This window comes from Actinokineospora diospyrosa, assembly GCF_024171925.1.
Lineage (GTDB): Bacteria > Actinomycetota > Actinomycetes > Mycobacteriales > Pseudonocardiaceae > Actinokineospora > Actinokineospora diospyrosa.
Genome location: NZ_JAMTCO010000002.1, coordinates 330,753 through 356,171 on the forward strand (window position 1 = coordinate 330,753; position 25,419 = coordinate 356,171).

The following is a 25,419-nucleotide window of genomic DNA, read 5'->3' on the forward strand; positions in this document are numbered from 1 at the left end:
CCTGTGGATGTCACGCGAACGGGTCCCGCGCGGCGCCGTATGTTCGCCCTGGGCCGGTTGTCGCCCTGGGCCGGTTGTCGTCTTGAGTCGACAGCCGTCCCGGACCGACCGCTGTCCCGGTTCGACCGCCGTCCCGGGACCGGCGGGTCGGCCCGGTGCACACCACACCGCCGGGTGGCGTCGACCACGGCAGCCGCGGGTATCCGCGCCGGTGGCCGCCGGGGCCGCACACCCAAGAGCTCGAACCACCACGAACACCGTTGGTGCCATGCGCCGGTGTTCCGCACTACCGAAGGGACCTCAGTGGCCGATCGCCTCGTCGTTCGCGGCGCCCGGGAGCACAACCTGCGCGGCGTGGACATCGACCTGCCCCGCGACAGCCTCGTGGTGTTCACCGGGCTCTCCGGCTCCGGGAAGTCCAGCCTCGCCTTCGACACGATCTTCGCCGAGGGGCAACGCCGCTACGTCGAGTCGCTGTCGGCCTACGCCAGGCAGTTCCTCGGCCAGATGGACAAGCCCGACGTCGACTTCATCGAGGGCCTCTCGCCCGCGGTGTCGATCGACCAGAAGTCCACCAGCCGCAACCCGCGCTCCACCGTCGGCACCATCACCGAGGTCTACGACTACCTGCGCCTGCTCTACGCGCGCGCGGGCAAGCCGCACTGCCCGACCTGCGGTGAGGCCATCAGCAAGCAGACCCCGCAGCAGATCGTCGACCAGGTGCTGGCGATGGAGTCCGGGGTCCGGTTCCAGGTGCTCGCCCCGGTCGTGCGCGGCCGCAAGGGCGAGTACGTCGACCTCTTCGCGAACCTGCAGACCCAGGGCTACTCGCGCGCCCTGGTCGACGGGGCGGTCCACCAGCTGACCGACCCGCCGAAGCTCAAGAAGCAGGAGAAGCACCACATCTCGGTGATCATCGACCGGCTGGCGGTGAAGGCCAGCTCCAAGCAGCGGCTCACCGACTCGGTCGAGACCGCGCTGCGGCTGGCCGACGGCCTGGTCGAGCTGGAGTTCGTCGACCTGGCCGACAACGACCCGCACCGGATCCGCGGCTTCTCCGAGCACCTGGCCTGCCCCAACGGCCACCCGCTCGGCGTCGAGGACCTGGAACCCAGGTCGTTCTCGTTCAACTCGCCCTACGGCGCGTGCCCGGAGTGCACCGGCATCGGCGTGAAGAAGGAGGTCGACCCGGAGCTGGTCGTCCCCGACGACGAGCTGTCGCTGGCCGACGGCGCCATCGCCCCCTGGGCGGGCGGGCAGACCGCGGAGTACTTCGTGCGGCTGCTCACCTCGCTGGCCGAGACCATCGGGTTCCGGATGGACACCCCGTGGCGGCGGCTGACCGCGAAGGCGCAGAAGGCGGTGCTGCACGGCGTCAGCGACCAGGTGCACGTCCGCTACAAGAACCGCTACGGCCGCGAGCGCTCCTACTACGCCGCCTACGAGGGCGTGATCCCGTTCCTGGAACGGCGCCAAGAGCAGACCGACTCCGAGTACATGCGGGAGAAGTACGAGGGCTACATGCGGGAGGTGCCCTGCCCGTCGTGCCGGGGCACCCGGCTCAAGCCGGAGATCCTCGCGGTCACCCTCGCCCACGGCAAGGAGGGCGACAAGTCCATCGCCGAGGTGTCCAACATGTCCATCGGGGAGTGCTCGGCGTTCCTCGACGGACTCAAGCTGGGCAGGCGCGAGACGATGATCGCGGGCGCGGTGCTCAAGGAGATCCAGGCGCGGCTGCGGTTCCTGCTCGACGTCGGCCTCGACTACCTGTCGCTGGACCGCGCGTCCGGCACCCTCTCCGGCGGCGAGGCGCAGCGCATCCGGCTGGCGACGCAGATCGGCTCCGGCCTGGTCGGCGTGCTCTACGTGCTCGACGAGCCCTCGATCGGCCTGCACCAGCGCGACAACCACCGGCTCATCGAGACGCTGACCCGGCTGCGCGACCTGGGCAACACGCTCATCGTGGTCGAGCACGACGAGGACACCATCCGCGCCTCGGACTGGGTCGTCGACATCGGACCCGGCGCGGGCGAGCACGGCGGCAAGGTCGTGCACAGCGGCACCTTCAAGGAGCTGCTGAAGAACAAGGAGTCGCTCACCGGGGCGTACCTGTCCGGCCGCAGCGAGATCCCGATGCCCGCGCTGCGCCGCGCGATCGACAAGAAGCGGCAGCTGACCGTGGTCGGCGCGCGCGAGCACAACCTGCGCGGCATCGACGTGTCGTTCCCGCTAGGGGCGCTGGTGGCGGTCACCGGCGTGTCCGGGTCGGGCAAGAGCACCCTGGTCAACGACATCCTGGCCACCGTGCTGGCGAACAAGCTCAACGGCGCCCGCCAGGTCCCCGGTCGGCACACCCGGATCAAGGGCCTCGAGCACGTCGACAAGCTGGTGCAGGTGGACCAGTCGCCCATCGGCCGCACGCCCCGGTCCAACGCGGCCACCTACACCGGCGTGTTCGACCACATGCGCAAGCTGTTCGCCTCCACCACCGAGGCGAAGGTGCGCGGCTACCAGCCCGGCCGGTTCTCCTTCAACGTCAAGGGCGGCCGCTGCGAGGCGTGCGCTGGCGACGGCACCATCAAGATCGAGATGAACTTCCTGCCGGACGTGTACGTGCCGTGCGAGGTGTGCAAGGGCGCCCGGTACAACCGGGAGACCCTGGAGGTGCACTACAAGGGCAAGACGATCGCCGAGATCCTGGACATGCCGATCGAGGAGGCCGCCGGGTTCTTCGAGCCGATCAAGGCCATCCACCGGCACCTGGCGACCCTGGTCGACGTGGGACTGGGCTACGTGCGGCTCGGCCAGCCAGCGCCGACGCTGTCCGGCGGCGAGGCGCAGCGGGTGAAACTGGCCAGCGAGCTGCAGAAGCGCTCCACCGGCCGCACCGTCTACATCCTCGACGAGCCGACCACCGGCCTGCACTTCGAGGACATCCGCAAGCTGCTCGGGGTGATCAACGGCCTGGTCGACAAGGGCAACACGGTGATCGTCATCGAGCACAACCTGGACGTCATCAAGGGCTCCGACTGGATCGTCGACATGGGCCCCGAGGGTGGCTCCGGCGGCGGCACGGTTGTGGCGGAGGGCACGCCCGAGGACGTGGTGAAGGCCGACGGCAGCTACACCGGGGAGTTCCTCGCGCACGTGATGTGATCGTCGGGGGTGCCGCCGGTGGCCTGGGTCACCGGCGGCGACTACCGCCGGAGATTGCTCATAAACATGCTGTAACCAGCGCAAACGACATCTGGACATGGTGTATCCCGGTCGCGGATGCTGACTCCTACCTCGTAGCCGCGACACGTTCGCGGGTCGCGCGAGGAGGACGTCAGTTGATCGAGCCAACGGAACTCGAGGCCAGAGTCGTGAAGCCGCACCGGGTCACCGCAGCCTCGCTCGCCCTCATCGATGGCGGCGCGGCCGTGCGCGCCTGGGACGGTCTCAAGGGGATCACCGCGCCAGCCGAGTTCCGGTTGGTGACGCGCGGCAGGCACCACCGGGGGCCGCGGCTGGATCCCGGACCGAGGGGGCCCGTGCGTGCGGGGTGAGAGCGCCGGTCCCGCCGCGCCCCCGCGTGCCGTTGCCGCGCCCGCGGCGGGGGTCGACGAGACCACGACGGTGACCCCGGCCGAGGTCGTGGCGGCCGCGGTGGACGAGCCGACCCAGGTGACCCCCGGCCCGGTGATCACGGGGTCCGATCCGGCGACTGGGGTAGCGGGTTCGGCCGCCCTGCGGTCCGATGATCCAGTGCCCCCCCGAAGATCCGGTGCCGTCCGGCGGTCCAGCGGGTGCCGGTGACCCGGTGCGCCCGGCCGACACCGCTGGTCAGGAAGACACCGCTGGTCAGGCTGACCGGGATGACACCACTGGCTCGGACACGGCTGGCTCGGACGACGCCGCCGACCTGGCCGCACCCGTGGGAGCGGACGACACCGCGGTTGTGGCTGACGCGGTGGCCGAAGGTGCCGAGGTCTTGGCCGACGCCGCGGGTTCTGGTGGCGCTGCCGTCCCCGAGGACACCGCCGTTCCCGAGGACACTGCCGTCCCCGATGACACCGAGGCTGGTTGTCCCGCGGTTCGCGGTGATCTGGCCGCGGAGCCGGTCGTGGCACCGGAGCCCGACAGCGCGCTGGGTTCGAGTGCGACCGAGGTCGTGGCCGAAGCCGCCGGTGTGGACGAAGCTGCCGGTCTGACCGCGGCCGCGGTGGCGGACTCCGCAGCGGGGACCCCGGCAGCGGAGCCCCGGGCTGACAAGGCCCGGATCAACCAAGCCAGGATCGACGAGACGCGGGCCGACGAGACCCAGATCGTGCGCGGGGCGCGCGGGGACGAGACGACCCGGTTGCTGGTCGTGCCCAAGGTCGAGCGCGCCGCGGTCGACTCCCGCGACTGGGACCGCCACCTGCGCGACTGCCTGCGCCGCGAGTTCGGGTCCCGGGTCGCGGTGTCCGGCGCGCCGCTGGGGACGGGCGTGCGGTTCGCCGTGGTGCGGGGCGAGGACTCCGCGTTCGAGCGCTTGGCGCGCACGGCGAAACTGCGGGCGGTGACGGTCACCGTCGACGACGGCGTGATCGAGCTCGGCCCCCTGGTGGTCCCGGGGCAGCCGGGGTGCGCCGCGTGCGCGCGGGCCCGCCGGACGGCGGCCGTGGCGGCGAAACCGCGCACCGGCGATCCCGACGCGACGGAGGTCGTGCGGTCCCGGAAGGTCCCGGCGGCCGCGATCGCGGTCTTCGAGCAGATGCTGCGCGCCGCCTTCGAAGGTGACAAGGCGTTGGCCGGGTACGTGGTCGAGATCGGTGCCGAGGAACCGCTGTGGCACAAGGTGATCCCGTTGCCCGATTGCGCTTCGTGCGGCGGAGCCGACGGTATCGCCACCGTTGGCCTGCCCGAGGACGACGACGATCCCGAGGCGCTGCTGCAGGCGCTAGCGGGGTGGGTCGACCCTCTTACCGGCGTCATCCCGTGGGTGTCGGTAAGTGAACCTTTGCCCGGTGGCCCTTACGTCGGCACGGCAGCGCCGCCGCACGTGATGGTTGGCCGTGAGGTCCGCGCGATGCCGATCGGCTGGGGTAAGGGCATGACCCGGCACGCCGCGCTCGTGTCCGCGGTGGGGGAGGCCATTGAGCGGTACTCGGCGTCGCTGCCAGATCCAGACCGGATCGTGTGGGCGCGGGCCGCGGATCTAGAGGGCGAGGTCCTGGACCCGCGCGAGTTCCCGCTATACGAGCCCGACCAGTACACGAGCCGCGGATTCCCGTACGTGCCTTACGACCGGCGCATCGATCACCCGTGGGTGCGCGGTACCTGGCTCGGCACGGACAAGCCCGTCTGGGTGCCTGCCGTGTTCAGCTATCTCTCGATGGGCCTCTTGCAGGAACACCTGATCTGCCAAGGCACCTCCAACGGTCTCGCGGCCAGCACCGACGCAGATGGCGCTGCCGTGTGCGCGACACTCGAGCTGATCGAGCGCGACGCGATGATGTCCGCGTGGCTCACCGGTGCCAAGGGGCGCTACGTCGAACTGGATGACACCCTCGACATCGAGGTCACCGACGTCATCGAGGCGCTGCGCGCGGCAGGCCCGGCCGTCGAGGTGTACGTGCTGCCGACCTCCGCTTACGGCACCACCGCGGTCGCGCTCGCGGTCGGCGACGGCAGGCGGTGGCCCGCCATCGCGGTCGGCCTCGGCGCCGACCGCTCACCCCGGGCCGCCATCCGCGCCGCCGTCCTCGAACTCGCCCAGACCGCCCCGCACTTGGCCGCTCTGGTCCGCGACGGCCACCGGCCGCCGCGGCACGCCGGTGAGGTCCGGGAGATGCTCGACCACGCCGCCTACTACTTCCCGACCAGCCGCATGGAGGCCTTCGACCGGCTCCGCTGCGGCGGCACCTCGCACCTGGCCGATCTGCCCGAGCCCGCCTTCGACACCTCGGTCACCGACCTGGCCGGGCACCTGGGCAGCGCGGGCATCCGGGTCGCGGTGGTCGACGTGACCAGCGCGGACGTGGCCACCAGCCCGTTCCGGGTGGTCCGCGCGGTCAGCCCGGACCTGCAGCCGATCAGCTACGGCCACGGCGTCGACCGGGTGCCGGTGGCCCGGCTGCGCCACCGCGGCACCCCGATCCGCAGGCTGGTGCACCCGATCTGGTGATCGCGCGTTCACCGTACGGCCAAGGCCGGTGGGCAGGATGACCGCCCATGCGCACCGCAGCCCTCCTCGGTTCCCTGGTCCTGCTCCCGCTCCTGGCGCTACCCGCGGCCGCTGAACTCCCACGGGTCACGGCCGCCGTGGAGACGCCACCCAACTTCGACGACGACGCGGGTGGCAACGCCGACGCCGACGACCCCGCCATCTGGATCGACCGGGCACGCCCGGAGCGCAGCCGCGTCGTCGGCACGCTGAAGAACGGCGGCCTCGCCGTGTTCGACCTGCGCGGCAGGCAGGTCCAGCACATCCCGACCCCGCAGGCGCCGACCCCGGACGCCGAGGCTGGCCGCTTCAACAACGTCGACATCGTGCAGGGCGCCCGGATCGGCCGCCGCACCCTCGACCTCGCCGTGGTCTCCGACCGGGGCCGCGACCGGATCCGGGTCTACGCGATCCGCGACGGCGTGCTCACCGACATCACCACCGCCGCCCCGCCGCGCGCGTTCAGCGCCACCGAGGCCGAGGTCGACGAGCAGCGCACCGCCTACGGCCTGACCGTCGCGCCCGACCCCGACGGCGGCGCGCCGTGGGTGGTCGTGAGCAGGCGGCACGACACCCGCCTCGGCGTGTTCCGCCTCGCCGACGACGGCGCCGGTCGGGTCACCTACCGCCGGGTGGACACCGTCGACCTGCCCGCGACCTTCGCCGTCCCGGGCGGCACGTGGGCGCCGTGCGCCGAGCCGGGGGAGGGGCCGCAGGTGGAGGGCATGGTCTTCGACCCGACCGACGGCGTGCTCTACGCGGCCCAGGAAGACGTCGGTGTGTGGCGGGTGCCGGTGCGCGACGGGCGCTTCGGCCGGGCGACCCTGGTCGACAAGGTCCGCGAGTTCGGTAGGCCCGCCGTGTACGACGAGGCCACGGAGGAATGCGCCTTCACCGGGCCGCCTTCGCCTGCCGCGGGTCGCTACCTCACTGCGGACGCAGAGGGTCTGACCATCGCTTATGGCAAGAACGGCGCGAAGCAGTTGCTCGCGTCGAGCCAGGGTGACAGCACCTTCGTCGCTTACGACATCAGCCGTGGGTACCCCCGCCACACCGGTGGGTTCGTGGTCTCCGATGGCTCCACTGTGGATGGGGTCCAGCACAGCGACGGCGCCGCGGTTGTCACTACCCCGCTCGGGCGGGACTACCCCCACGGGCTGCTCGTCCTCCACGATGGCGAGAACGCCCCTGGAGATCGCGAGAGCACGAACTTCAAGTTCGTCCGCTGGGAGAAGGTCGCCGGAGTTCTCCGTTAGCCCCTGAAGTGGCTAGACCCTGAACCAGCAGGTCCGCCTACCCGTGTGTGTGGTGTAGAGCCACGCACACGGGAGGGCAGGTGGCGACCTTGCATCACATCGCCGGTTGTCCCGACTGCGCGAGGCTTCTCGAAGGCGTGGCATCGGCTTTGGAGATGTTGGGTGAGGTACCACCGGAGTTCTTCATCCACGGGCCGCCTGAAGACGGTGAACTCCTCTTACACCGCGTCCTTCGCGAGGTGCGACTAGCCCGCGACGAGTGATCGGGTTGTATACCTGTCCACGACAGCGCCAACAGCCACAAGTGCCGCTGCCACGACTAACGCCAGGGTCACCCACCACGTCGGATGGTTGTTGTCGAGCAGCAAGGCACTGTCCAGGTCCAGATCCGCCATCGGGCCCGCTGGCGCCCCGACCAGCCCGAGCACCACAACCAGCCCCACCGACGCCTCGCCACACCGATCCGCCGCGACCGAGCTCACCAGAACGATCAACCCCACGCCGATCGAGAGCAGAGCGGACGCGTAGGCCGCGCCGTCGTCAACGAACACCGGCAGCGTCAACCCCGCAGCGGCGGCCACGACCGCGAACACCACCGCGCGCGCCGAACTCAGCCCGAACGCCGCGAATAGCAACACTCCGCCGACCAACGCCACCCACGCCAGGAGAGCGGGCCGCGCACCTACGGGATGTCCATCCAGCCGCACCCCCGCCCGCACCAACGCGATCCCTACAACAGCAACCACAATCAGAGCCGTTGTCTCCAAAGTTGCTCTGACCGCAGTTAGCGCTGCCAGCCCCAACAACGCGATCAGCGACACCAGCGTCAAACGCCTATCAAGCTCAGGTAGCGCCCCTAGCACTATCGCGAGGAGCCCGGCGGCGAGAACCCACGGCGGTCCCATGGCAGCACGGCCATCCCGCCTGCTCACCAACACCGCGCCCGCCGCGCCCACCACCGCGACACCGGCTGCCACGAACGGCACCAGGTCCCAGATCGACGGCTCGAACCGCGACGTCGCCAGCGGTCCGCCCACGGCGAACGCCCCCACCGCGGTCCCGGCGAGTGCCGCGCCGTGCGCCCGGTGTCCGACCGAGAGCAGCCGCGCGGCCCCGCCCAACGCGCCTAGCAGCAACAACACCGCGGCCGATGAGGTCACCACCGACACCACCTGCAGCCGCACTGCGGCGCTTGTCCCCGGTGGCAGCGGCCAGTTGTCCACCCACAGCACCGCGTCCGCCATGCTCAGCGCGCCACCGACGACCAACACCCACGGCCACGCGCGGCCGGGGTAGCGCCACAACGCGACCAGCGCGACCACGGCGACCCCTGTGACCAGCCAACCCCACCCACCGGCAGGCCCCGTCCAGCCCTCCAGTCGCGAAGGCGGAGCGGGGTGCCGCAGCAACAACGCGCCCGTTGTGGCGAGGGCGGCGACGAAGGCCCACCGAGAGGTCATGATCGCAACCGTACAGCGCACGAACGGGGTCGCGGCCCGCTACGCCGAACCGCCCGCACCGGGGGCATCGGACGCGGGCGGCTCACGCGGTACAACGAACGACAGCGCGGCCAGGCTACGCCTCACGGTCATCTTCCCGTGCGTTCGCCCGTGCGGACGAATCCGCGCCAACCGCTGGCGGTGACCCCCGCGTAGCGTCACCGGTCGCGGCGTCCAATTGGGTCGCCTCGTCAAACGGTTGGCGGCCGGAGAGCACCGCGACGGCGCGATCCCGGTCCAGTTCCCGGGTCCAGGCCCCGATGAGCACCGTCGCCACCGCGTTGCCCGCGAAGTTGGTCAGCGCCCGCGCCTCGGACATGAACCGGTCGATCCCGACGATCAGGCCGACCCCGTCGACCAGGTCCGGTCGGTGCGACTGCAACCCGCCAGCCAGCGTCGCCAGCCCGGCCCCGCTGACCCCCGCCGCGCCCTTGGCGGCCACGATCATGAACGCCAGCAAGGAGAACTGCTCGCCGACCGACAGCGGCGCCCCGGTCGCGTTGGCCACGAACAACGTCGCCATCGTCAGGTAGATAGCGGTGCCGTCGAGGTTGAACGAGTACCCGGTCGGCACGGCGATACCGACCACGGGCTTGCTGACACCAAGGTGTTCCATCTTCGCGATCAGCCGCGGTAGCGCTACCTCCGACGATGACGTCGACAGGATCAACAAGAACTCTCGTCCCAGGTAGCGCAAGAGCGAGAACAGGTTCAGCCGCACAACAGCCCACAGCAACGACCCCAGTACGACAACCACGAACAACACGCAGGTGGCGTAGAAGCCCAACATGATCACGGCCAGGCTCTTGAGCGCCCCGACCCCGGTGGCGCCCACCACCGCCGCGATCGCGCCGAACGCACCGACCGGTGCCGCCCACATGATCATGGCCAGGATCCGGAACACCAGTCGCTGCACGTGGCCGACCCCGCGCAGGACCGGCTCGCCCGAGCGGCCCATCAGCTGCAGCGCGAACCCGACCAGCAGCGCCACCACGAGGGTCTGCAGCACCTCGCCCTCGGTGAGCGACGACAGCAGCGTCGTCGGGATCAGCCCCAGCAGGAACTCGGTGGTCGACTCGCCGCCCTTGGCCTGCGCCTCACCGGTGCTGCGCAGCGCGTCGGTCAGCTGCAGCCCGTCGCCGGGGTGCAGCAGGTTGCCGACCAGCAACCCGACCGCCAGCGCGACGGTCGACATCACCAGGAAGTAGCCCAGCGCCAGGCCGCCGACCCGGCCGACGCTGCTCGCCTTGGCCACCGAGCCGACGCCGAGCACGATCGTGCAGAAGATGATCGGGCTGATCATCATCTTGACCAGGGCGACGAACCCGGTCCCCAGCGGCGCCAATGACTTCGCCGTGGCCGGGAACAGCAGGCCCACCGCCACGCCGAGCACGACGGCGGCGATCACGGCCACGTAGAGCAGGTGCGTCCGGTCCCGCCGGGGCGAGGGGGAACGCGGGGGAGCGGGCGGGTCGGGGTTCGCGGGCTGGGATTGCGACACGGGTGCCTCCCTGGGGATCCGGTCGCTCCACCTTCCTCCCGGGTGTGCCCGCGGTCACCCTTGTGGTCATAGAGTTCGCGATCAGTAGACCGGTCCGGTGAACTTCTCACCGGGGCCCTGGCCGGGCTCGTCCGGGAACGCGGAGTACTCGCGGAAGGCCTTCTGCAGCGACTGCAGCCCGTCGCGGATCGGCGCGGCGTGCGGGCCGAGGTACTCCACCGAGGCGGTCACCAACCCGGCCAGCGCGGTGATCAGCCTGCGCGCCTCGTCCAGGTCGCGGCGCGGGCTGGTGTGCGGGTCGGGGTCGGCCAGGCCGAGCCGCTCGGCCGAGGCCGACATCAGCATGACCGCGGCCCGGGAGATCACCTCCACGCTGGGGATGTCACCCAGTTCGCGCGGGCTGTCGTCGAGGTCGTCCGAGGTGGCCGGGCCGGGCGCGGCGGAAGCGTCGTTCACGGTCTGCTACCCTTGCACGTGCGACCAGCCCCCGTTAGTTCGGGGGCGGCAAAGTGGAGCCCCCGCTCCCACCCAGGCCATCTCGCGGAGGCTGGGTCCGGTTGCCGCGATCCACCGGGTCTGACCTGGTGGTTTCTGTGGTGTGTCCCGACGCGTGCCGTCGGGCAATCGGTCGGAAGCGGGCCCCGTCTGCCACCTGGCAGTGGGGCTCGAGTTGTTTTTGGGGACCTCACGTGCCGAGCACGTCGCGAGCTGGACGTGTGCCGTCGTCCCACCCTCCCTGGGGTGGGCGCCGGAACGCAGCAAACGGACCAAGGAGGCCCCATCAGCACGGAGACACGCATCAACGACCGCATCCGCGTGCCGGAGGTTCGACTCGTCGGACCCAACGGCGAGCAGGTCGGGATCGTCCGCGTCGAGGACGCCCTCCGGCTGGCGCAGGAAGCGGATCTTGATCTCGTCGAGGTCGCCCCCCAGGCGCGCCCGCCGGTGTGCAAGCTCATGGACTTCGGCAAGTTCAAGTACGAGAGCGCGCAGAAGGCCCGCGAGTCCCGGCGCAACCAGGTGCTCACCGTCATCAAGGAGCAGAAGCTCCGGCCGAAGATCGACTCCCACGACTACGAGACCAAGAAGCGCAATGTGGTGCGCTTCCTCGAGCACGGGAACAAGGTCAAGGTCACCATCATGTTCCGCGGCCGCGAGCAGTCCCGCCCCGAGCTGGGCTTCCGCCTGCTCAAGCGGCTCGCCGAGGACGTGCAGGAGCTGGGCTTCGTCGAGTCCTCGGCCAAGCAGGACGGCCGAAACATGATCATGGTCCTGGCGCCGCACAAGAACATCAAGCCGAAGCCGAAGTCGACCTCGGCGAACTCCGAAGAAGCAGGCTCCGAGGAACCGACCGAGGTGGGCACCGCCGAGGTCAGCACCGTCGAGGCGAACACCGCCGAGGTCAGCTCCGAGGAGTGACCCGACCGGGTCGCCCCGGTCAGCGCTCAACCCCCCGAATGCCGCCCGCGCGCCACCGCGCTCGCGGGCGGCACGACGACGAGGATCGAACATGCCGAAGATGAAGACCCACTCCGGTACCGCCAAGCGCGTGCGGATCACCGGCAAGGGCAAGCTTCGCCGCCAGCAGGCCGGGCTGCGCCACAAGCTGGAGAAGAAGTCCAGCGTGGTCACCCGCAGGCTCTCGGGCACCGAAGAGGTCGCCAAGGTCGACGCGCCCCGCCTCAACCGGCTGCTCGGCCGCTAGAGGCCACCCCATCCCCTTGACCACCGGGCGCCCGCGCGCCCACTAGATCGACAGGACGGACCCCGTGGCACGCGTCAAGCGGGCGGTCAACGCCCAAAAGAAGCGCCGCACGACTCTCGAGCTCGCCAGCGGCTACCGCGGTCAGCGCTCGCGGTTGTACCGCAAGGCCAAGGAGCAGGTGCTCCACTCGCTCAACTACGCCTACCGGGACCGTCGTGCCCGCAAGGGCGACTTCCGCAAGCTGTGGATCCAGCGGATCAACGCCGCGGCCCGCCAGAACAACCTGAGCTACAACCGCTTCATCGAGGGTCTGCGCGTCGCGGGCGTCGACGTGGACCGCAAGATCCTCGCCGAGCTCGCGGTCAGCGACCCCACCGCCTTCACCGCCCTGGTCGAGATCGCCCGCGCGAACGCGGGCACCCAGGGCAAGGCCGCTTCCTGAGCACGCGCGTCCAGCGACCCGGGGCAGTGCCGTTCACCGAACGCACGCCCCGGGTCGCTGCCGCTCGGGCCCTCACCCGCCGCCAGGGCCGCGACAAGGCGGGCCGCTTCCTCGCCGAGGGCTCCCAAGCCGTCCGCGAGGCTTTGGCGTTCGGTGAGGTGCACGAGCTGTTCGTGACCGCGGTCGCCGCCGCGCGCAACGCGGACTTGCTCGACCGGGCCGCCGGGCTGGGGATCCCGGTCTCGGAGGTCACCGACAAGGCCGCTGACGGCCTGTCGGAGACGGTGTCACCGCAGGGGTTGGTGGCGGTGTGCTCGTTGGTGGACCAGTCCGTCGAGTCCGCGTTGGCCGGACGGCCGCCGTTGGTGGCGGTGCTGGTGGGGGTGTCCGATCCCGGTAACGCCGGGACGGTGACGCGGGTGGCCGACGCGGCCGGGGCCGGGGCCGTGCTGTTCGCCGGGGACACTGTGGATCCGCACAACGGCAAGTGCGTTCGCGCGTCGACCGGGAGTGTCTTCCACCTGCCGGTCGCCCGGTCCCGGGACGTGGCCGGGGTGTTGGGGGCCTGCCGGGACGCGGGCCTGCGGTTGGTGGCCGCGGACGGCCACGCTTCGATCGACCTCGACGGGGTCGACCTCGCACCGCCCACTGCCTGGGTCTTCGGCAGTGAAGCGCACGGCCTGGATGAGGACGTGCTGTCGCTTGTGGACGAGGTGGCCAAGGTGCCGCTGTACGGCCGAGCGGAAAGCCTCAACCTCGCCACCGCGGCTGCGGTGTGCCTGTACGCGAGCGCCCGGGAACAGCGGCGCTGATCACCCCGCCCGGGTGAGTTGATCGACCCTCTTTCGCCGCGCCGCGCGCGCGGAGTCCACACGCGACATATGCACGGATCTGATCTATACGCGGTTGTCGACAATGGTTATCGTTGGCGGCCGGTGTTGGGGTCGGCTGCTGAGGAGTGTCGTGGGGCACCTGTTGATGGTGGAGAGCTGGGTCGGGGCGATGAGCACGCTGCTGCCCAGGGCGGTGCGCGAGGCCGGTCACCGGTTCAGCTTCCTGACCAGGGACATGCAGCACTACCTGCGCTCGAGCCCCGGCCCGCACCCGCTGCTCGGCGCGGACAACGTGCTCACGGCCGAGACCAACGAGCTCGACCCGCTCCTCGCGCACGTCGAGAAGCTGCACGGCGCCTTGGGGTTCGACGGCGTGTTCAGCTCCTGCGACTACTACTTGCCGACCGTGGCGCGGATCGCCGAGCGGCTGGGACTGCCGGGTGCGGCGCCGGAGGCGGTCGAGCGGGCCTGCCGGAAGGACCGCACGCGGGAGGTCCTGGGCGCGGCCGGTGTTCCCGGGCCGGAGTTCGTGGTGGCCAACGGGTGGGACGAGGTCGTGCGGGCGGCCCGGGGGATCGGGTTCCCGGTGGTGGTGAAGCCGGTCGACCTGTGCGCCGGGATGTTCGTGCGGGTGGTCGGCAACGAGACCGAACTGGGTGAGGCGGTCCGCGCGCTCCAGGGGTTCCCGGTCAACGCCAGGCAGCAGGTGCGCGACCCGGCCGTCCTGGTGGAGGAGTTGCTCGACGGCCCGGAGGTCAGCGTCGAGACGGTCACGGTCAACGGTGTGACCACAGTCGTTGGCATCACGGACAAGTCCATCGTCGGCGCGCCGTGGTTCGTCGAGAGTGGACACATGTTCCCGGCGGAACTCACGGCCGAGGAAACGCTGCTGGTGACCGACACCGCGGTGGCGGCGATCGAGGCGCTGGGGCTGGACCGGGTCGTCGGGCACACCGAGATCAAGCTGACTTCGCGTGGCCCCAGGGTTGTCGAGGTCAATCCGCGCCCCGCGGGCAACAGGATCACCGAGCTCGTCCGGCGCACCACCGGTGTGGACCTGCCGATGCTGCACGCCCGCCTCGCACTCGGGGAGACACCGGAGGTGGTGGCCGCCACGACCGGGGCGCGCAGTGCCGCGGTGGCGTTCCTCCTGCCGCCGCACCGGGGTGTGGTGGCGGAGATCGACGGCGTCGAAGCGCTTGCGGCGCCGGATGTCGTGGAGTGGGCGGTGAAGCCCGCCGGGCACGCGGCAGGGGAGCCGACCAGCAACAACGCGTACCTGGGGCACGTGATGGTCGTCGACCGGGTGGCACTCGGGGCGAGGGCGCGGGTCGAGGAGTTGGTCGCGGGCCTCAAGGTCCGGTACGCGCAGTGAGCGCGGTCGAGGAGCTCATCGGTCAGGTGCGCCGAGGGCGGTTCGGTGCTCCGGCGGACGCCGAGGTCAGCGTCGGGTTCGTCACCCGCCAAGGGGTTCGGCACAGCACAAGGGGAACCGGCTACCGCAACCACGTGCTGAGCCTGCGGGTCGGCAAGGCGGTCGGGTCGTGCGCGGTGGAGCCGGGCGCGGTCGACGACGACCTGGTGCACGACTGCGTTGGATCCACTGTGGACTCCATGCTCGGTCATCCGGAGCTCGCCGTCCGGGTGGCCGCGCTGGACGCGTTCCTGATGGCGGCGATGCCGCACGAGGAGCACGCGACCGACAGCGTGCGGGTTCCGGCGGGGACCTCGCTCGAGAAGTCGTTGGCCCGGGCGGGTCACGTGGTCGACCTGCTCGGTGTGGACCGCGGGCAACGCGTGCTCGTCGTCGGCGTGGTGAACTCGTTGCTGCACCACCTGCGCGAACGCGGCGTCCGCTACCGGCCGTGCGACTTGCGCGGCGGCACAACCGAATGGGGCGAGCCGATCACCGACGACGCTGACGTCGAGGGGTGCGATGCGGTGCTCGCCACCGGGATGACGCTGGGGAACGGGACTTTCGAGGTCCTGCGGGACGCCGCGGCCGCGCGGGGAGTTCCGCTGGTGATGTTCGCGCAGACCGGCAGCGCGGTGTTGCCGCGGCTCGACGGCGTGGCCGGGGTCTGCGCCGAGCCGTACCCGTTCTTCTGGCTCGACGGCGGTCCGACCGTGCTGCACCGGTATCGGAGCCCCAGGTGAGGCCGGAACTGCTCGACCTCGTCGGTGACACGCCGCTCGCACGGGTCACCACCCCGCTGCCGCACGCGCACGGCGGGTTCTGGGCCAAGCTGGAAAGCCTGGGCGCGGGCGGGATGAAGGCCCGCGCCGCGACATCGATGCTGCTGGCCGCGCGGGCCGACGGCAGCCTCGCCGCGGGTGCGCCGGTCGTGGAATCCACCAGCGGGACCCTCGGCCTCGGGCTGGCGTTCGCCGGACAAGCGTTGGGGCACCCGGTGATCCTCGTCGTCGACGACGAGTTGGAGCCCGGGATGCGGGCATTGCTCGCCGCCCACGGCGCTCGCTTGGAGGTCGTCACCCACCCGCACCCCAGCGGCGGCTGGCAGCGGGCCCGGCTCGACCGCCTGCACGCCGTGCTGGCCGCCACCCCCGGCGCGTACTGGCCCGACCAGTACAACAACCCGGCGAACCCGGCCGGGTACGCCGCCCTCGCCCGGGAGCTGATCGACGACCTCGACCACATCGACGTCCTGGTGTGCAGCGTCGGCACCGGCGGGCACAGCGCGGGGATCGCCGGTGAGCTGCGCAGGCACCGGCCGGGCGTGCGGTTGATCGGGGTCGACGCGGTGGGGTCGACGATCTTCGGCCAGCCCGCGCTGCCCAGGGTGATGCGCGGGCTCGGCAGCAGCATCCACCCGCGCAACGTGGCGTACCACGAGTTCGACGAGGTGCACTGGCTCGGGCCGGTCGAGGTCGTCGACGCCTGCCGCAGGCTCGCCCGCGACGGGTTCGTCAGCGGTGGCTGGAGCACCGGCGCGGTCGCCCTGGTGGCGGCCTGGGTGGCCAGGGTCGACCCGGCGGCGGTGGTGGTCACCGTGTTCCCCGACGGGGTGCACCGCTACCTGGACTCCATCTTCGACGACCAGTTCTGCCAGGCAAGGGGTCTGCTCGGCCGCCCGTGCGGGCACCCGGTCGAGGTCGCCGACCCGGCGGCGGCGCCGTTGAGCCGCTGGTCGCGGTGCGCGGTCGTGGCCGACCCGCTGGGGGTCCCGGCATGAGGCTCGACTGGACCCGCGCGACGTTGCGGCTCGCCGAACCGCTGCGCATCTCCCGCTCGGTCATGTCCGAACGCGACGCGATCGAGGTGAGCTTGTCGCACCGCGGTTCGGTGGGGCGCGGCGAGATCATCACCAGTGTCTACTACGGACTCGACAAGGCGGCGATCACCAGCCAGCTCGCCGCGGTCGCGGCGACGCTCACCGACGAGGACTGGACGCCCGACGAGCGGCTCTGGGAGACGCTGCACCCGGGTGTGCGGGCGGGGGTGGACGCCGCTCTCTGGGAGCTCGCCGCGGTGCGCAGCGGGGTCCCGGTGCACGAGCTGTTCGGCCTTCCCCAGTGGACGGACAAGCCCACCGCCCGCACGGTCGGGCTTGGTGTACCGGCGGGTGCGGCCGCGGCTGCCTTGGTGGCCAAGGGTTTTCGGGTGATCAAGGTCAAGGCGGGTGCGCCGGACGACGTGGCCAGGGTCGCGCAGGTGCGCGAAGCGGCGCCCGAAGCCCAGATCCTGCTCGACCCCAACGGCGGCTGGACGGCGGACGAGGCTGTTCGCGCGCTTGAGGCGATGGCCGAGTCGCGTGTGGAGCTGGTCGAGCAGCCGATCGCACCGGGGCAGCGCGACCGGCTGGCCTGGGTCACCGCCAGGTCGCCGATCCCGGTGGTCGCCGACGAGGACGTGGCGACCGTCGAGGACATCTCGGCGTTAGAAGGCGTTGTCGACGGGGTCAACATCAAGCTCGCCAAGTTCGGCGGCCCCACCGAAGCGCTCGCGGCGATCGAGGCCGCCGAGGTCGCGGGCCTGGACGTGCTGCTGGGGTGCCTGGTCTCCAGTTCGCTGGGCCTCGCCCCCGCCGTGCACCTGAGCGGTCACGCGCGGTGGGTCGACCTCGACGGCCACCTCTTGCTCGCCGAGGACCCGTGGACCGGACTCGGCGGTGACGACGGCGTCCTGCGGTTGCGCGGGGGGCCCGGGTGGGGGCTGGTGCGTCGGTGAGGACATTCCCCCTCCCGGTGCGCGTGCTGTTGGTCAACCAGTTCGGCGTCAACACCGGTTTCTACCTGCTCATCCCGTACCTGGCCACGCACATGACCGAGGACCTGGGGCTGTCCGCGGCGCTGGTCGGGGTGGTGCTCGGGGTGCGCAACCTCAGCCAGCAGGGCCTTTTCCTGCTCGGTGGCACCGCAGCCGACCGGCTCGGCGTGCGCGGCGTCATCATCGCCGGGTGTGGTGTGCGCGCTGTCGGGTTCGGGCTTTTCGCTCTTGGTGACTCGGCTGGGGTTCTGCTGGCCGCCGCTGTGCTCAGCGGGGTGGCGGGCGCGCTGTTCAACCCGGCCGTCCGCGCCTACATCGCGGTGGAGACACCGCCGGAGCGCCGCGCTGAGGCGTTCGCGCTGTTCTCCGTCTACGCCCAGACCGGTGCGCTCGTCGGTCCCGTGCTCGGCAGTGTCCTGCTGCTGGTCGACTTCCGGCTGTCGGCGACCGTGGCGGCGGGCATCTTCGCGCTGCTGACCGTCGTGCAGGCCCTCGTGCTGCCCGCGCGCGCCGTGCCCCCCGCGCCGAGCTCGGTGTTCGCCGACATCAAGGCGTGCCTGACGAACCGGCCGTTCATGGTGTTCACGCTGTCCGCCGCGGGTGTTTTCACGCTGCAGAACCAGCTGTACCTGGTGCTCCCGTTCGAGGCGAACCGGGCGACCGGCTGGGCGGGCAGCGTGGCGGGCGTGTTCGTGTTGTCCACTGTGGTCACCTTGATCGGACAGGTGCGCGTCACCAGGGCGCTCAAGGACGCGTCCCGGCAACGGACCATCGCTTGCGGGTTGCTGGTGATGGGCCTCGGGTTCCTCGCCCCGGCCTTGTCCTACCTGTGGCCCGCGCTGTCGGTCCCCGCGGTGGCCGTCGCCGTGCTGGGGTTGGCCGTCGGGACGATGATCGCGCAGCCGTTCGTCTACGAGCTGGTGCCCGCTTTCGGCGCGGAACGGGTCACCGGTACGTACTTCGGAGTCTTCTACCTCGTCTCCGGTGCCGCCGCCGCGGTGACGACGGTGCTGGTGGGGTGGGTGAGTGACGTGGGCGGCTGGTGGGCGTGCCTGGTGTGCGCGGCCGTCGGCGTGCTTTGCGCGGTGACAACGCGGATTCCGGAGAGGACGGCGACATGCGCAACTTCCTGACCGACAACCCCGAGCTCTACGAGCGGCGCTTCCCCGACCCGGACCACCTCGCCGCCCGGTTCGTCCACGACCTCATCGCCCGCTTCGGCGGCGGCACCCGGTTGTTGGACGTGGGCTGCGGCACCGGCCGCGATGCGGGCTACCTGGCCGGGCTGGGCTACAAGGTCACCGGCGTCGACCTGTCTCCCGCGATGCTGGAGTTCGCCGCCGCCCGCCACCCCGGCGTGGACTTCCGGCACGCCGACATGCGCGCGATGGACATCGGCCGCGTCGTGGACGTGATCACGTGCTTGGACAGCGCTTTGCTTTATTGCCACACCAACGCGGACTTACGGGCATTCCTCGACCGCTGCCACACGCACCTCGAACCCGGTGGGCTCCTGGTCGCCGAGATGCGCAATGGCGCGTTCTTCTTGGGCAACACCGAACTGCTGAACGAGGTCACCACCCGCACCGTCTGCTGGGAGGGCACCGCCTACACCGCCCGGACCCGGCTGTGGATCGACCACGCCAACCAGCTGCTGCGCCGCTGTCGCGAGTGGACCTGGTCGGGCGAGACCGGGCCGCTGGTCGAGGAAACCGCGTGGCGACTGCTGTTCCCGCTCGAGCTGCGCGCCCACCTGGAGTCCGCCGGGTTCGAGGTGCTCGCCCTGTTCGACGAACCAGGCCCGCGCACCGACGCGCCGTGGACGGCCGATGCCCGCCTGTCCACCGCCCTCTCCGGCGACCGCCTGCACCTGGTCGCCCGGTCCCGTCCCCGCTAGTCGCACCGGAGGTCCCCGTGTCCGACCCGTTCCCCACCCTGCGCCGTCGTGGTTTCCTCGCCCTCGCGGGTGGCTTGGCCCTCGCGGGCTGCGCGTCCAACACCCCCGCCGCGTCCGGCCCGCGCACCGGCGGCAGGCTGCGGGCCGCGTTCGCGGGCGGTGGGGCCAAGGAGGTCCTGGACCCGCACATGGCGAGTCTGTTCGTGGAAGCGGCCCGCTCCAAGGCGCTTTACGACAAGCTGGCCGACTTCGGCGCCGACCTGACGCCGGTGCCGCGGCTCGCGGAGAAGTGGGAGCCCAACGCCGACGCGTCCGTGTGGCGGGTCACCCTGCGCCAGGCCGCCTTCCACGACGGCAGACCGGTGCGCGCCGCCGACGTCCTCGCCAGCTACGCCCGGATCCTCGACCCGAAACGGGCTTTCCGCGCCAAGGCCAGCCTCGCCGTGATCGACCTCAAGGCCAGCCGCGCGGTCGACGACCGGACCATCGAGTTCACCCTCAGCCGTCCCTACGTCGAGTTCCCCAACGTGCTGGCTACCTTCTCCGCGTACATCATCCCGGAGTCCACAGAGGACTTCACCAAACCGGTGGGGTCCGGCCCGTTCTCCTTCGTCTCCTTCGCCCCGGGCCGGTCGACCCTGCTCAAGCGCCACCCGGACCACTGGGAGGGCGCCGCGCACCTGGACGAGCTGGAGTTCGTGCTGGCCAACGAGAAATCAGCGCGGGTGAACGCGCTGCTGGCCGGGCAGGTCGAGTACGCGCACGACCTGTCCCCGGTGACCGCGCGCGCCCACGAGGCGGGTGGCCGGGTGAAGATCCTGCGCTCGCCCAACAGCGGCATCCAGGCCTTCGCGATGAAGGTCGACCGGCCGCCGTTCGACAACCGCGACCTGCGCGAGGCGATGTTCCTGCTGGCCGACCGGCCGCAGCTGGTCGAGTCGGTGCTGTCGGGCTCCGGGCAGGTCGCCAACGACCTGTACGGCAAGGGGTACCTGCACTACGCCGACGACATCCCGCAGCGCACCCGCGACCTCGACAAGGCCCGGTTCCTGGTCAAGCGCGCGGGCGCGGAGGGCCTCAAGGTCACGCTGAACACCTCGGAGGCGGCAACCGGCTTCGTCGAGGCCGCGACCGTGTTCGCCGAGCAGGCCAAGCAGGCGGGCATCACCATCGAGGTCGCGGTGGGCGACAAGGACACCTTCTGGGCCGACACGCTGAAGAACGGTTCCCTGTCCAGCTTCCGCTCGGGCGCCATGCCGATCGAGTCGCACGTCTCGCAGCGGCTGCTGTCGAAGTCGACCACCAACGTCACCAAGTGGGCCCGCCCCGAGTTCGACGCGCTCTACGACAAGGCCGTGTCCACTGTGGACGAGAAGGCGCGCGACGCGGTGTACCGGGAGATGCAGCGCACCCTGCACGCCGAGGGCGGCTACCTGGTGTGGGGCTTCGCGGACTGGGTGATCGGCACCACCACCGCGGTCGACGGCGTGCTCACCGCGCCCGCCAACAGCCTCGACTGGGCGAGGTTCGACCGCGTGTGGCTGCGGTGAGCCTCGGCCGGTACGCCTGCCGCAGGCTGCTGTTGGGCCTGGTGCAGGTGCTGGCCGTGCTGGTGGCGGTGTTCCTGCTGGTCGAGGCCCTGCCCGGCGACGCGGCGGTCGCGCTGGCCGGGGACAACCCGGACCCGGCGCGGGTCGCCGCGATCCGCGCCGCCATGGGGCTCGACCAGCCGCTGGTGACCCGGTTCGGCGAGTGGTTGCACGCGCTCGTGCGGGGCGATCTCGGGGAGTCGTTGGTGTCGGGCAGGCCGGTGGCGGACTTCCTCGCCGACGGGTTGCCCACCACCCTGCTGCTCGCGGGGCTGACCATGCTGCTGCTGGTGCCGTCGTCGGTGGTGCTCGGCGTGTTCGTGGCCCGTCGCGCCGGGGGGCGGGTGGATCGGGTCGTCACAGCGTTGACCATCGGCTTGCACGCGGTGCCCGAGTTCGCGCTGGCGATCGTGCTGGTGGCTTTGTTCGGCGTCGAGTTGGGGTGGCTGCCGCCGACCGCGCTGGGGGCCGACCCATTGGCCGACCCGGCGGTGTTGGTGCTACCGGTGATCGTGCTGCTGGCGCGCCCGTTGTGCGCGGTGACGAGGTTGGTGCGCGCGGCAATGGTGGACGCGTTGGCGTCGGACTACGTGCGACACGCGCGACGGTTGGGCCTATCGCGGGCACGGGTGGACTACGCGCACGCGTTGCCTAACGCGCTAGCGCCTGCCGTGCAGCAGTTGGCGCGAACGACGGACTGGCTGCTCGGTGGGGTGATCGTGGTGGAGGCGGTGTTCGTGATCCCCGGGCTGGGGACCTCGCTCGTGGACGCGGTCGCCGGTAGGGACATGCCGGTTGTCCAAGGGCTCGCGGTGTTGTTCGGGGTGACGACCGTGCTGGTGAACCTGCTCGCGGACGTTGTCGCCTTCCGGCTCGCGCCTCGCGCGGGGAGTGCCGCGTGAAGGGGCGGCTTGGTTTCGGTGTGGTGCTGCTCGTGGTGCCGCTGCTTATCGCGATCTTCGGGCCGTTCTTTGTGCCGGACGAAGTGACCCGGGGTAGGGCCTTTGTCGAGACCGGCATCCTCGGCACGGACTTCGTCGGGCGAGACGTCTTGCACCAAGTGCTGCTCGGCGGGCGCACCGTGGTGCTGGTAGCGCTAATCGCGACGGGCTTGTCGTACGCGGTGGGGGTGCCTCTAGCGCTCGTCGCGGCGATGGCTCGACGGCGGTGGCTGGATGAGTTGCTGATGCGGCCGCTGGACATCGTGTTGGCGGTGCCATCGCTATTGGTGCTGATCCTGGTGGCCGGGGTCGCACCGCGCGGTTACACCACCGTGGTTCTCGTCGTGGCCGTGGTGACCGTGCCCGATATCGCCCGGGTGGCGCGGGCAGCAGCTTTGGAGGTGTCGAGCAGACCGGCGTTGGAGGCGATGAGACTGCAAGGCGAGAGCCGGTGGCGGCTGGCGTTCGGGTACGTGGTGCCCACGGTCGCGCCGACCCTGGTCGCCGACCTGGGCGTGCGGATCACCGCGGCGCTGTACCTGGTGGCCTCGGCGAGTTTCCTCGGTGTCGGCGTGGCACCGGACGCGGCGGACTGGGCGGTCATGGTGGACCGCAACCAGGCCGGGCTGTTCCTGGTGCCCTCGGCGGTGGTGGTGCCCGCCGCGCTGATCATCGCCTGGTCGGTCGGGGTCAACCTGGTGTTCGACCGGGCGGTGCGCCGATGAGCGTGGTCTCGGTGACCGACCTGCGGGTGACCGTCGGGCGGCCCCTGGTTGACGGCGTGTCGTTCGAGGTCCCCGCGGGTGCCGTCCTGGCGATCGTCGGGGCGTCGGGGAGCGGGAAGACCACGACCGGGCTGGCGCTGCTGGGGGAGTACCCGGCGGGCGCCGAGGTGTCCGGGGAGGTAAGAGTGCGGGGCAGGGCAGGCTTCGTGCCGCAGCACCCCGGGGCGGTCTTGAACCCCGTCCGCCGGGTGGGCTCGGTGCTACGAGAACTCGCCTCCGTATCTGCCGTGGAGCAGGCGGTGGATGCGGCCCGTTTTCCTCGTTCTCTGCTTGATCGCTACCCGCACCAACTCTCCGGCGGGCAGCAGCAACGGCTCGTGCTAGCGCAAGCACTGCTCGGTGATCCTGCCGTGGTGGTTGCCGACGAACCGACCACCGGCCTCGACAGGGCTACCCGCGACGAGGTGGTCGGCGAGTTTGCCCGGCTGACCGAGCGTGGGGTGGCTCTAGTAGTGCTTAGCCACGATATGGAGGTCGTGCGCGCGCTCGCCGATCACATAGTGGTGCTGCGCGCAGGCAGGGTTATCGAGTCCGGCTCCGCAACGAACGTGCTCACCAACCCGCAGCATCCTTACACCCGCGCGCTTCTGGTGGACCCCATCCGTGCCGGAGCTGATGACGCTACCGGCGCCGAACGCCTCCGAGTCGAGAACCTCGTCGCCCACCACGGTCGCACCACGGCCCTCCACGACGTCGACCTGACCGTGTCAGCGGGGGAGTGCCTCGCCGTGATGGGACCGTCCGGCAGCGGCAAAACCACCTTGGCCCGCTGCGTCGTCGGCCTCCACCCACCCACATCCGGCACCGTCACCCTCGACGGCCGCCCCCTGGCCCGCACCCTGCGATCCCGCCCCCGCACCGACCTCGCCGCGATCCAGTACGTCTTCCAGGACGCCCGCGCCTCCTTCGACCACCGCCGCCCCGTGCTCGACCAGGTGGCCCGCACCGCCGTACTCCTGCGCGGCATGTCCGCCGCCGACAGCACGGCCGCCGCCCTGTCCGTCCTGGCTTCCTTCCGCCTGGACGAGCCCACCACCCGCCGCCCACCCCCCACCCTCTCCGGCGGCGAACTGCACCGGGCCGCCCTGGCCAGGGCCCTGCTGGCGAACCCCCGGGTCCTGGTGTGCGACGAGATCACCACCGGCCTCGACACCGTCACCCGGCTGAGCGTCCTCACCCACCTCGCCGAGCTCCGCGACACCCACGCCGTCACCCTGGTCCTCATCACCCACGACCACACCGTCGCCGACCACCTCGCCGACCGCGTGACGACCCTCCACAAAGGCCGAGTCACCCAACGACCAAGGACCGCCCCGTGACCGACTACACCATCCGCCCAGCCACCCCCACCGACCTCCCCGGCGCCCGCTCCGTCATGCTCGACACCCTGTACCGAGACCTCGGCTACGGCTACAACCCACCCTGGCACGAAGACGTGATCGACCCGGGCACCGTCTACTTGGACAACCCGCGCCACGCTCTCTTCGTGGCTGTCCTGGGGGATGAGGTCGTTGCCACTACCGGAGTTCGCGCTGTGGCACCCTTGAGCCCGCCCCACCCAGACTGGTTGGTGGCACGGTACCCGCGCGATCAGACCGCCCAGCTATTCCGGGTGTACGTCCGCGAGAACCACCGCCGCCACGGCCTCGCGCGTCGCTTGGTGGGGGAAGCGGTGCGCTTCGTGGCGGGGGTTGGCGGGTACGAGGTCCTGTACTTGCACACGGACGCCCGAGTAGCTGGCGCAGAGGCATTCTGGAACTCAGTAGCGAAGCAAGTACACGACGCCCGAGACGGCGATCTGGAGCGCTTCCAGACGGTGCACTACGAGATCCCCTTCTAGGCCACCTGGCCGCTGCTCCGAGACCCCACCGCTGAACCAGGCGATGCCGATGGCAGCGCTGCGGTCCATCGCGCCCCCGCCGTCGCCAGACGATGGTAGAAGCCTCTTGCGGCAGGCGATCTTGCGAGCCTGGTTGCGTGGGCGGTTGTCCACAGGCCTTTGCTTGCAGCTCCCGTTGTGTCGTTGCGCCTTAGTAGGCTGTATATCGGGGGCTCTTGTGGCAGATGATCTTGCGGGGCTGGTTGTGTTTGTCCACAACGGCTTCCGCTGTCCACAGGCCTTTGCTTGCTGCCCCTGTTCGTCGGTGCGCGTCGGTAAGCTGTGTATTTGGGGGCTTTCGATCAGGTTGATCTTGACGTATGCCCGGGCTGGGGGTGCGGGGCAAGAACTTCGGGGCCTCCGCCTTCGGCTCCGGTGGACGGCCTCGTCGCCTGGCGGCGAGCTCGGCGCCCGATCCGCGATTTTCGAGCTTTGCTCGATGGGGTGGACCTGTTTTGTGTGGGGCCCCTACGACACCCGTGGCAGGACCGCACAGCAGGGGCCGAAAAGCATGGCCCTGTCCGCTACCGACGCTACGGGTGCCGTCCCCCCACACAAAACAGGTCCACCCCATCGAGCATTTGGCACCAGCGAGTCCGACTGTCCAGGCGCTGGGCTGGCGGGACAGCCGAGAACGGGCTGAGATGGCACCGCCGGGTCCGACTGTCCAGGCG

General features: G+C 70.8%; 22 protein-coding genes and 1 pseudogene. 20 read left to right on the forward strand and 3 right to left on the reverse strand.

Annotated features, from left to right (window positions below; all coding sequences use genetic code 11):
* The first annotated feature begins 303 nt into the window (after positions 1-303).
* The 5 genes and pseudogenes from uvrA (at position 304) to LV75_RS04055 (ending at position 7,446) form a co-directional block, all read left to right on the forward strand.
* Positions 304-3,156, forward strand: coding sequence for an excinuclease ABC subunit UvrA (gene uvrA / locus LV75_RS04040; protein ID WP_253885247.1), 2,853 nt, complete (start codon positions 304-306; stop codon positions 3,154-3,156).
* Positions 3,157-3,332: 176 nt separating this feature from the next.
* Positions 3,333-3,548 carry a hypothetical protein gene (locus LV75_RS04045; protein WP_253885248.1) on the forward strand — a complete coding sequence of 72 codons (216 nt, stop codon included), beginning with the start codon at positions 3,333-3,335 and terminating at the stop codon, positions 3,546-3,548.
* 191 nt (positions 3,549-3,739) lie between these two features.
* Positions 3,740-4,804: pseudogene (locus LV75_RS35805) on the forward strand (hypothetical protein); the annotation flags it as partial.
* Positions 4,805-5,053: 249 nt separating this feature from the next.
* Positions 5,054-6,151, forward strand: a complete 1,098-nt coding sequence (locus LV75_RS35810; protein ID WP_372504138.1) for a YcaO-like family protein — start codon at positions 5,054-5,056, stop codon at positions 6,149-6,151.
* A 47-nt stretch (positions 6,152-6,198) separates the two neighbouring features.
* Entirely contained in the window at positions 6,199-7,446 is a 1,248-nt protein-coding gene (locus tag LV75_RS04055; RefSeq protein ID WP_253885250.1) for a phytase, read from the forward strand.
* Positions 7,447-7,691: 245 nt separating this feature from the next.
* Here LV75_RS04055 and LV75_RS04060 read toward each other — a convergent pair whose 3' ends face one another.
* The 3 genes from LV75_RS04060 to LV75_RS04070 all read right to left on the reverse strand — a co-directional run bounded on the left by LV75_RS04060 (position 7,692) and on the right by LV75_RS04070 (position 10,902).
* Positions 7,692-8,906 (reverse strand): hypothetical protein, encoded by a 1,215-nt coding sequence (locus LV75_RS04060; RefSeq protein WP_253885251.1) that lies wholly within the window; start codon positions 8,904-8,906, stop codon positions 7,692-7,694.
* Positions 8,907-9,021: 115 nt separating this feature from the next.
* Positions 9,022-10,446: a cation:dicarboxylate symporter family transporter gene (locus LV75_RS04065; RefSeq protein ID WP_253885252.1), complete on the reverse strand. Its 1,425-nt coding sequence runs from the start codon at positions 10,444-10,446 to the stop codon at positions 9,022-9,024.
* Positions 10,447-10,527: 81 nt separating this feature from the next.
* Complete coding sequence (locus tag LV75_RS04070; RefSeq protein ID WP_253885253.1) at positions 10,528-10,902, reverse strand: DUF1844 domain-containing protein; 375 nt, start codon at positions 10,900-10,902, stop codon at positions 10,528-10,530.
* Between the two features lie 285 nt (positions 10,903-11,187).
* On the opposite strand from LV75_RS04070, the gene infC reads away from it, so the two are divergent.
* From infC to LV75_RS04145, 15 genes are all read left to right on the forward strand, one after another.
* Positions 11,188-11,865: a translation initiation factor IF-3 gene (gene infC / locus LV75_RS04075; protein WP_253885254.1), complete on the forward strand. Its 678-nt coding sequence runs from the start codon at positions 11,188-11,190 to the stop codon at positions 11,863-11,865.
* 91 nt (positions 11,866-11,956) lie between these two features.
* Complete coding sequence (gene rpmI, locus LV75_RS04080) at positions 11,957-12,151, forward strand: 50S ribosomal protein L35 (RefSeq protein ID WP_204454736.1); 195 nt, start codon at positions 11,957-11,959, stop codon at positions 12,149-12,151.
* 64 nt (positions 12,152-12,215) lie between these two features.
* Positions 12,216-12,593: a 50S ribosomal protein L20 gene (rplT, locus tag LV75_RS04085; RefSeq protein ID WP_253885255.1), complete on the forward strand. Its 378-nt coding sequence runs from the start codon at positions 12,216-12,218 to the stop codon at positions 12,591-12,593.
* Between the two features lie 26 nt (positions 12,594-12,619).
* On the forward strand, positions 12,620-13,405 hold the full coding sequence (locus LV75_RS04090; protein ID WP_253885256.1) for a TrmH family RNA methyltransferase: 786 nt from the start codon (positions 12,620-12,622) through the stop codon (positions 13,403-13,405).
* Between the two features lie 151 nt (positions 13,406-13,556).
* Positions 13,557-14,801, forward strand: a complete 1,245-nt coding sequence (locus tag LV75_RS04095) for an ATP-grasp domain-containing protein (protein ID WP_253885257.1) — start codon at positions 13,557-13,559, stop codon at positions 14,799-14,801.
* Entirely contained in the window at positions 14,798-15,583 is a 786-nt protein-coding gene (locus LV75_RS04100) for a Rossmann-like domain-containing protein (protein WP_253885258.1), read from the forward strand. The genes LV75_RS04095 and LV75_RS04100 overlap by 4 nt, the downstream gene beginning before the upstream one ends.
* Entirely contained in the window at positions 15,580-16,620 is a 1,041-nt protein-coding gene (locus LV75_RS04105; RefSeq protein WP_253885259.1) for a PLP-dependent cysteine synthase family protein, read from the forward strand. The genes LV75_RS04100 and LV75_RS04105 overlap by 4 nt, the downstream gene beginning before the upstream one ends.
* Positions 16,617-17,615: an enolase C-terminal domain-like protein gene (locus LV75_RS04110; RefSeq protein WP_253885260.1), complete on the forward strand. Its 999-nt coding sequence runs from the start codon at positions 16,617-16,619 to the stop codon at positions 17,613-17,615. The genes LV75_RS04105 and LV75_RS04110 overlap by 4 nt, the downstream gene beginning before the upstream one ends.
* The gene (locus LV75_RS04115; protein ID WP_253885261.1) at positions 17,612-18,787 is read left to right on the forward strand and encodes an MFS transporter; all 1,176 of its coding nucleotides are present in this window, start codon (positions 17,612-17,614) and stop codon (positions 18,785-18,787) included. The genes LV75_RS04110 and LV75_RS04115 overlap by 4 nt, the downstream gene beginning before the upstream one ends.
* Positions 18,772-19,551: a class I SAM-dependent methyltransferase gene (locus LV75_RS04120; RefSeq protein WP_253885262.1), complete on the forward strand. Its 780-nt coding sequence runs from the start codon at positions 18,772-18,774 to the stop codon at positions 19,549-19,551. The genes LV75_RS04115 and LV75_RS04120 overlap by 16 nt, the downstream gene beginning before the upstream one ends.
* Before the next feature lie 17 nt (positions 19,552-19,568).
* Complete coding sequence (locus LV75_RS04125) at positions 19,569-21,101, forward strand: ABC transporter substrate-binding protein (protein ID WP_253885263.1); 1,533 nt, start codon at positions 19,569-19,571, stop codon at positions 21,099-21,101.
* Complete coding sequence (locus tag LV75_RS04130; RefSeq protein WP_253885264.1) at positions 21,089-22,042, forward strand: ABC transporter permease; 954 nt, start codon at positions 21,089-21,091, stop codon at positions 22,040-22,042. Before LV75_RS04125 ends, LV75_RS04130 begins: the two co-directional genes overlap by 13 nt.
* On the forward strand, positions 22,039-22,806 hold the full coding sequence (locus tag LV75_RS04135; RefSeq protein WP_253885265.1) for an ABC transporter permease: 768 nt from the start codon (positions 22,039-22,041) through the stop codon (positions 22,804-22,806). The genes LV75_RS04130 and LV75_RS04135 overlap by 4 nt, the downstream gene beginning before the upstream one ends.
* A complete protein-coding gene (locus LV75_RS04140; protein WP_253885266.1) occupies positions 22,803-24,185 on the forward strand; it encodes an ABC transporter ATP-binding protein in 1,383 nt (460 codons plus the stop codon). Before LV75_RS04135 ends, LV75_RS04140 begins: the two co-directional genes overlap by 4 nt.
* Positions 24,182-24,706 carry a GNAT family N-acetyltransferase gene (locus LV75_RS04145; RefSeq protein ID WP_253885267.1) on the forward strand — a complete coding sequence of 175 codons (525 nt, stop codon included), beginning with the start codon at positions 24,182-24,184 and terminating at the stop codon, positions 24,704-24,706. The genes LV75_RS04140 and LV75_RS04145 overlap by 4 nt, the downstream gene beginning before the upstream one ends.
* Positions 24,707-25,419 lie beyond the last annotated feature (713 nt).

Bases quoted from the DNA above. Each gene is read 5' to 3' on its own strand.
- LV75_RS35810 (WP_372504138.1), top strand. From the start codon at position 5,054: ATGCCGATCGGCTGGGGTAAGGGCATGACCCGGCACGCCGCGCTCGTG.
- LV75_RS04055 (WP_253885250.1), top strand. From the start codon at position 6,199: ATGCGCACCGCAGCCCTCCTCGGTTCCCTGGTCCTGCTCCCGCTCCTG.
- LV75_RS04060 (WP_253885251.1), bottom strand. From the start codon at position 8,906: ATGACCTCTCGGTGGGCCTTCGTCGCCGCCCTCGCCACAACGGGCGCG.
- rpmI (WP_204454736.1), top strand. From the start codon at position 11,957: ATGCCGAAGATGAAGACCCACTCCGGTACCGCCAAGCGCGTGCGGATC.
- LV75_RS04110 (WP_253885260.1), top strand. From the start codon at position 16,617: ATGAGGCTCGACTGGACCCGCGCGACGTTGCGGCTCGCCGAACCGCTG.
- LV75_RS04120 (WP_253885262.1), top strand. From the start codon at position 18,772: ATGCGCAACTTCCTGACCGACAACCCCGAGCTCTACGAGCGGCGCTTC.
- LV75_RS04140 (WP_253885266.1), top strand. From the start codon at position 22,803: ATGAGCGTGGTCTCGGTGACCGACCTGCGGGTGACCGTCGGGCGGCCC.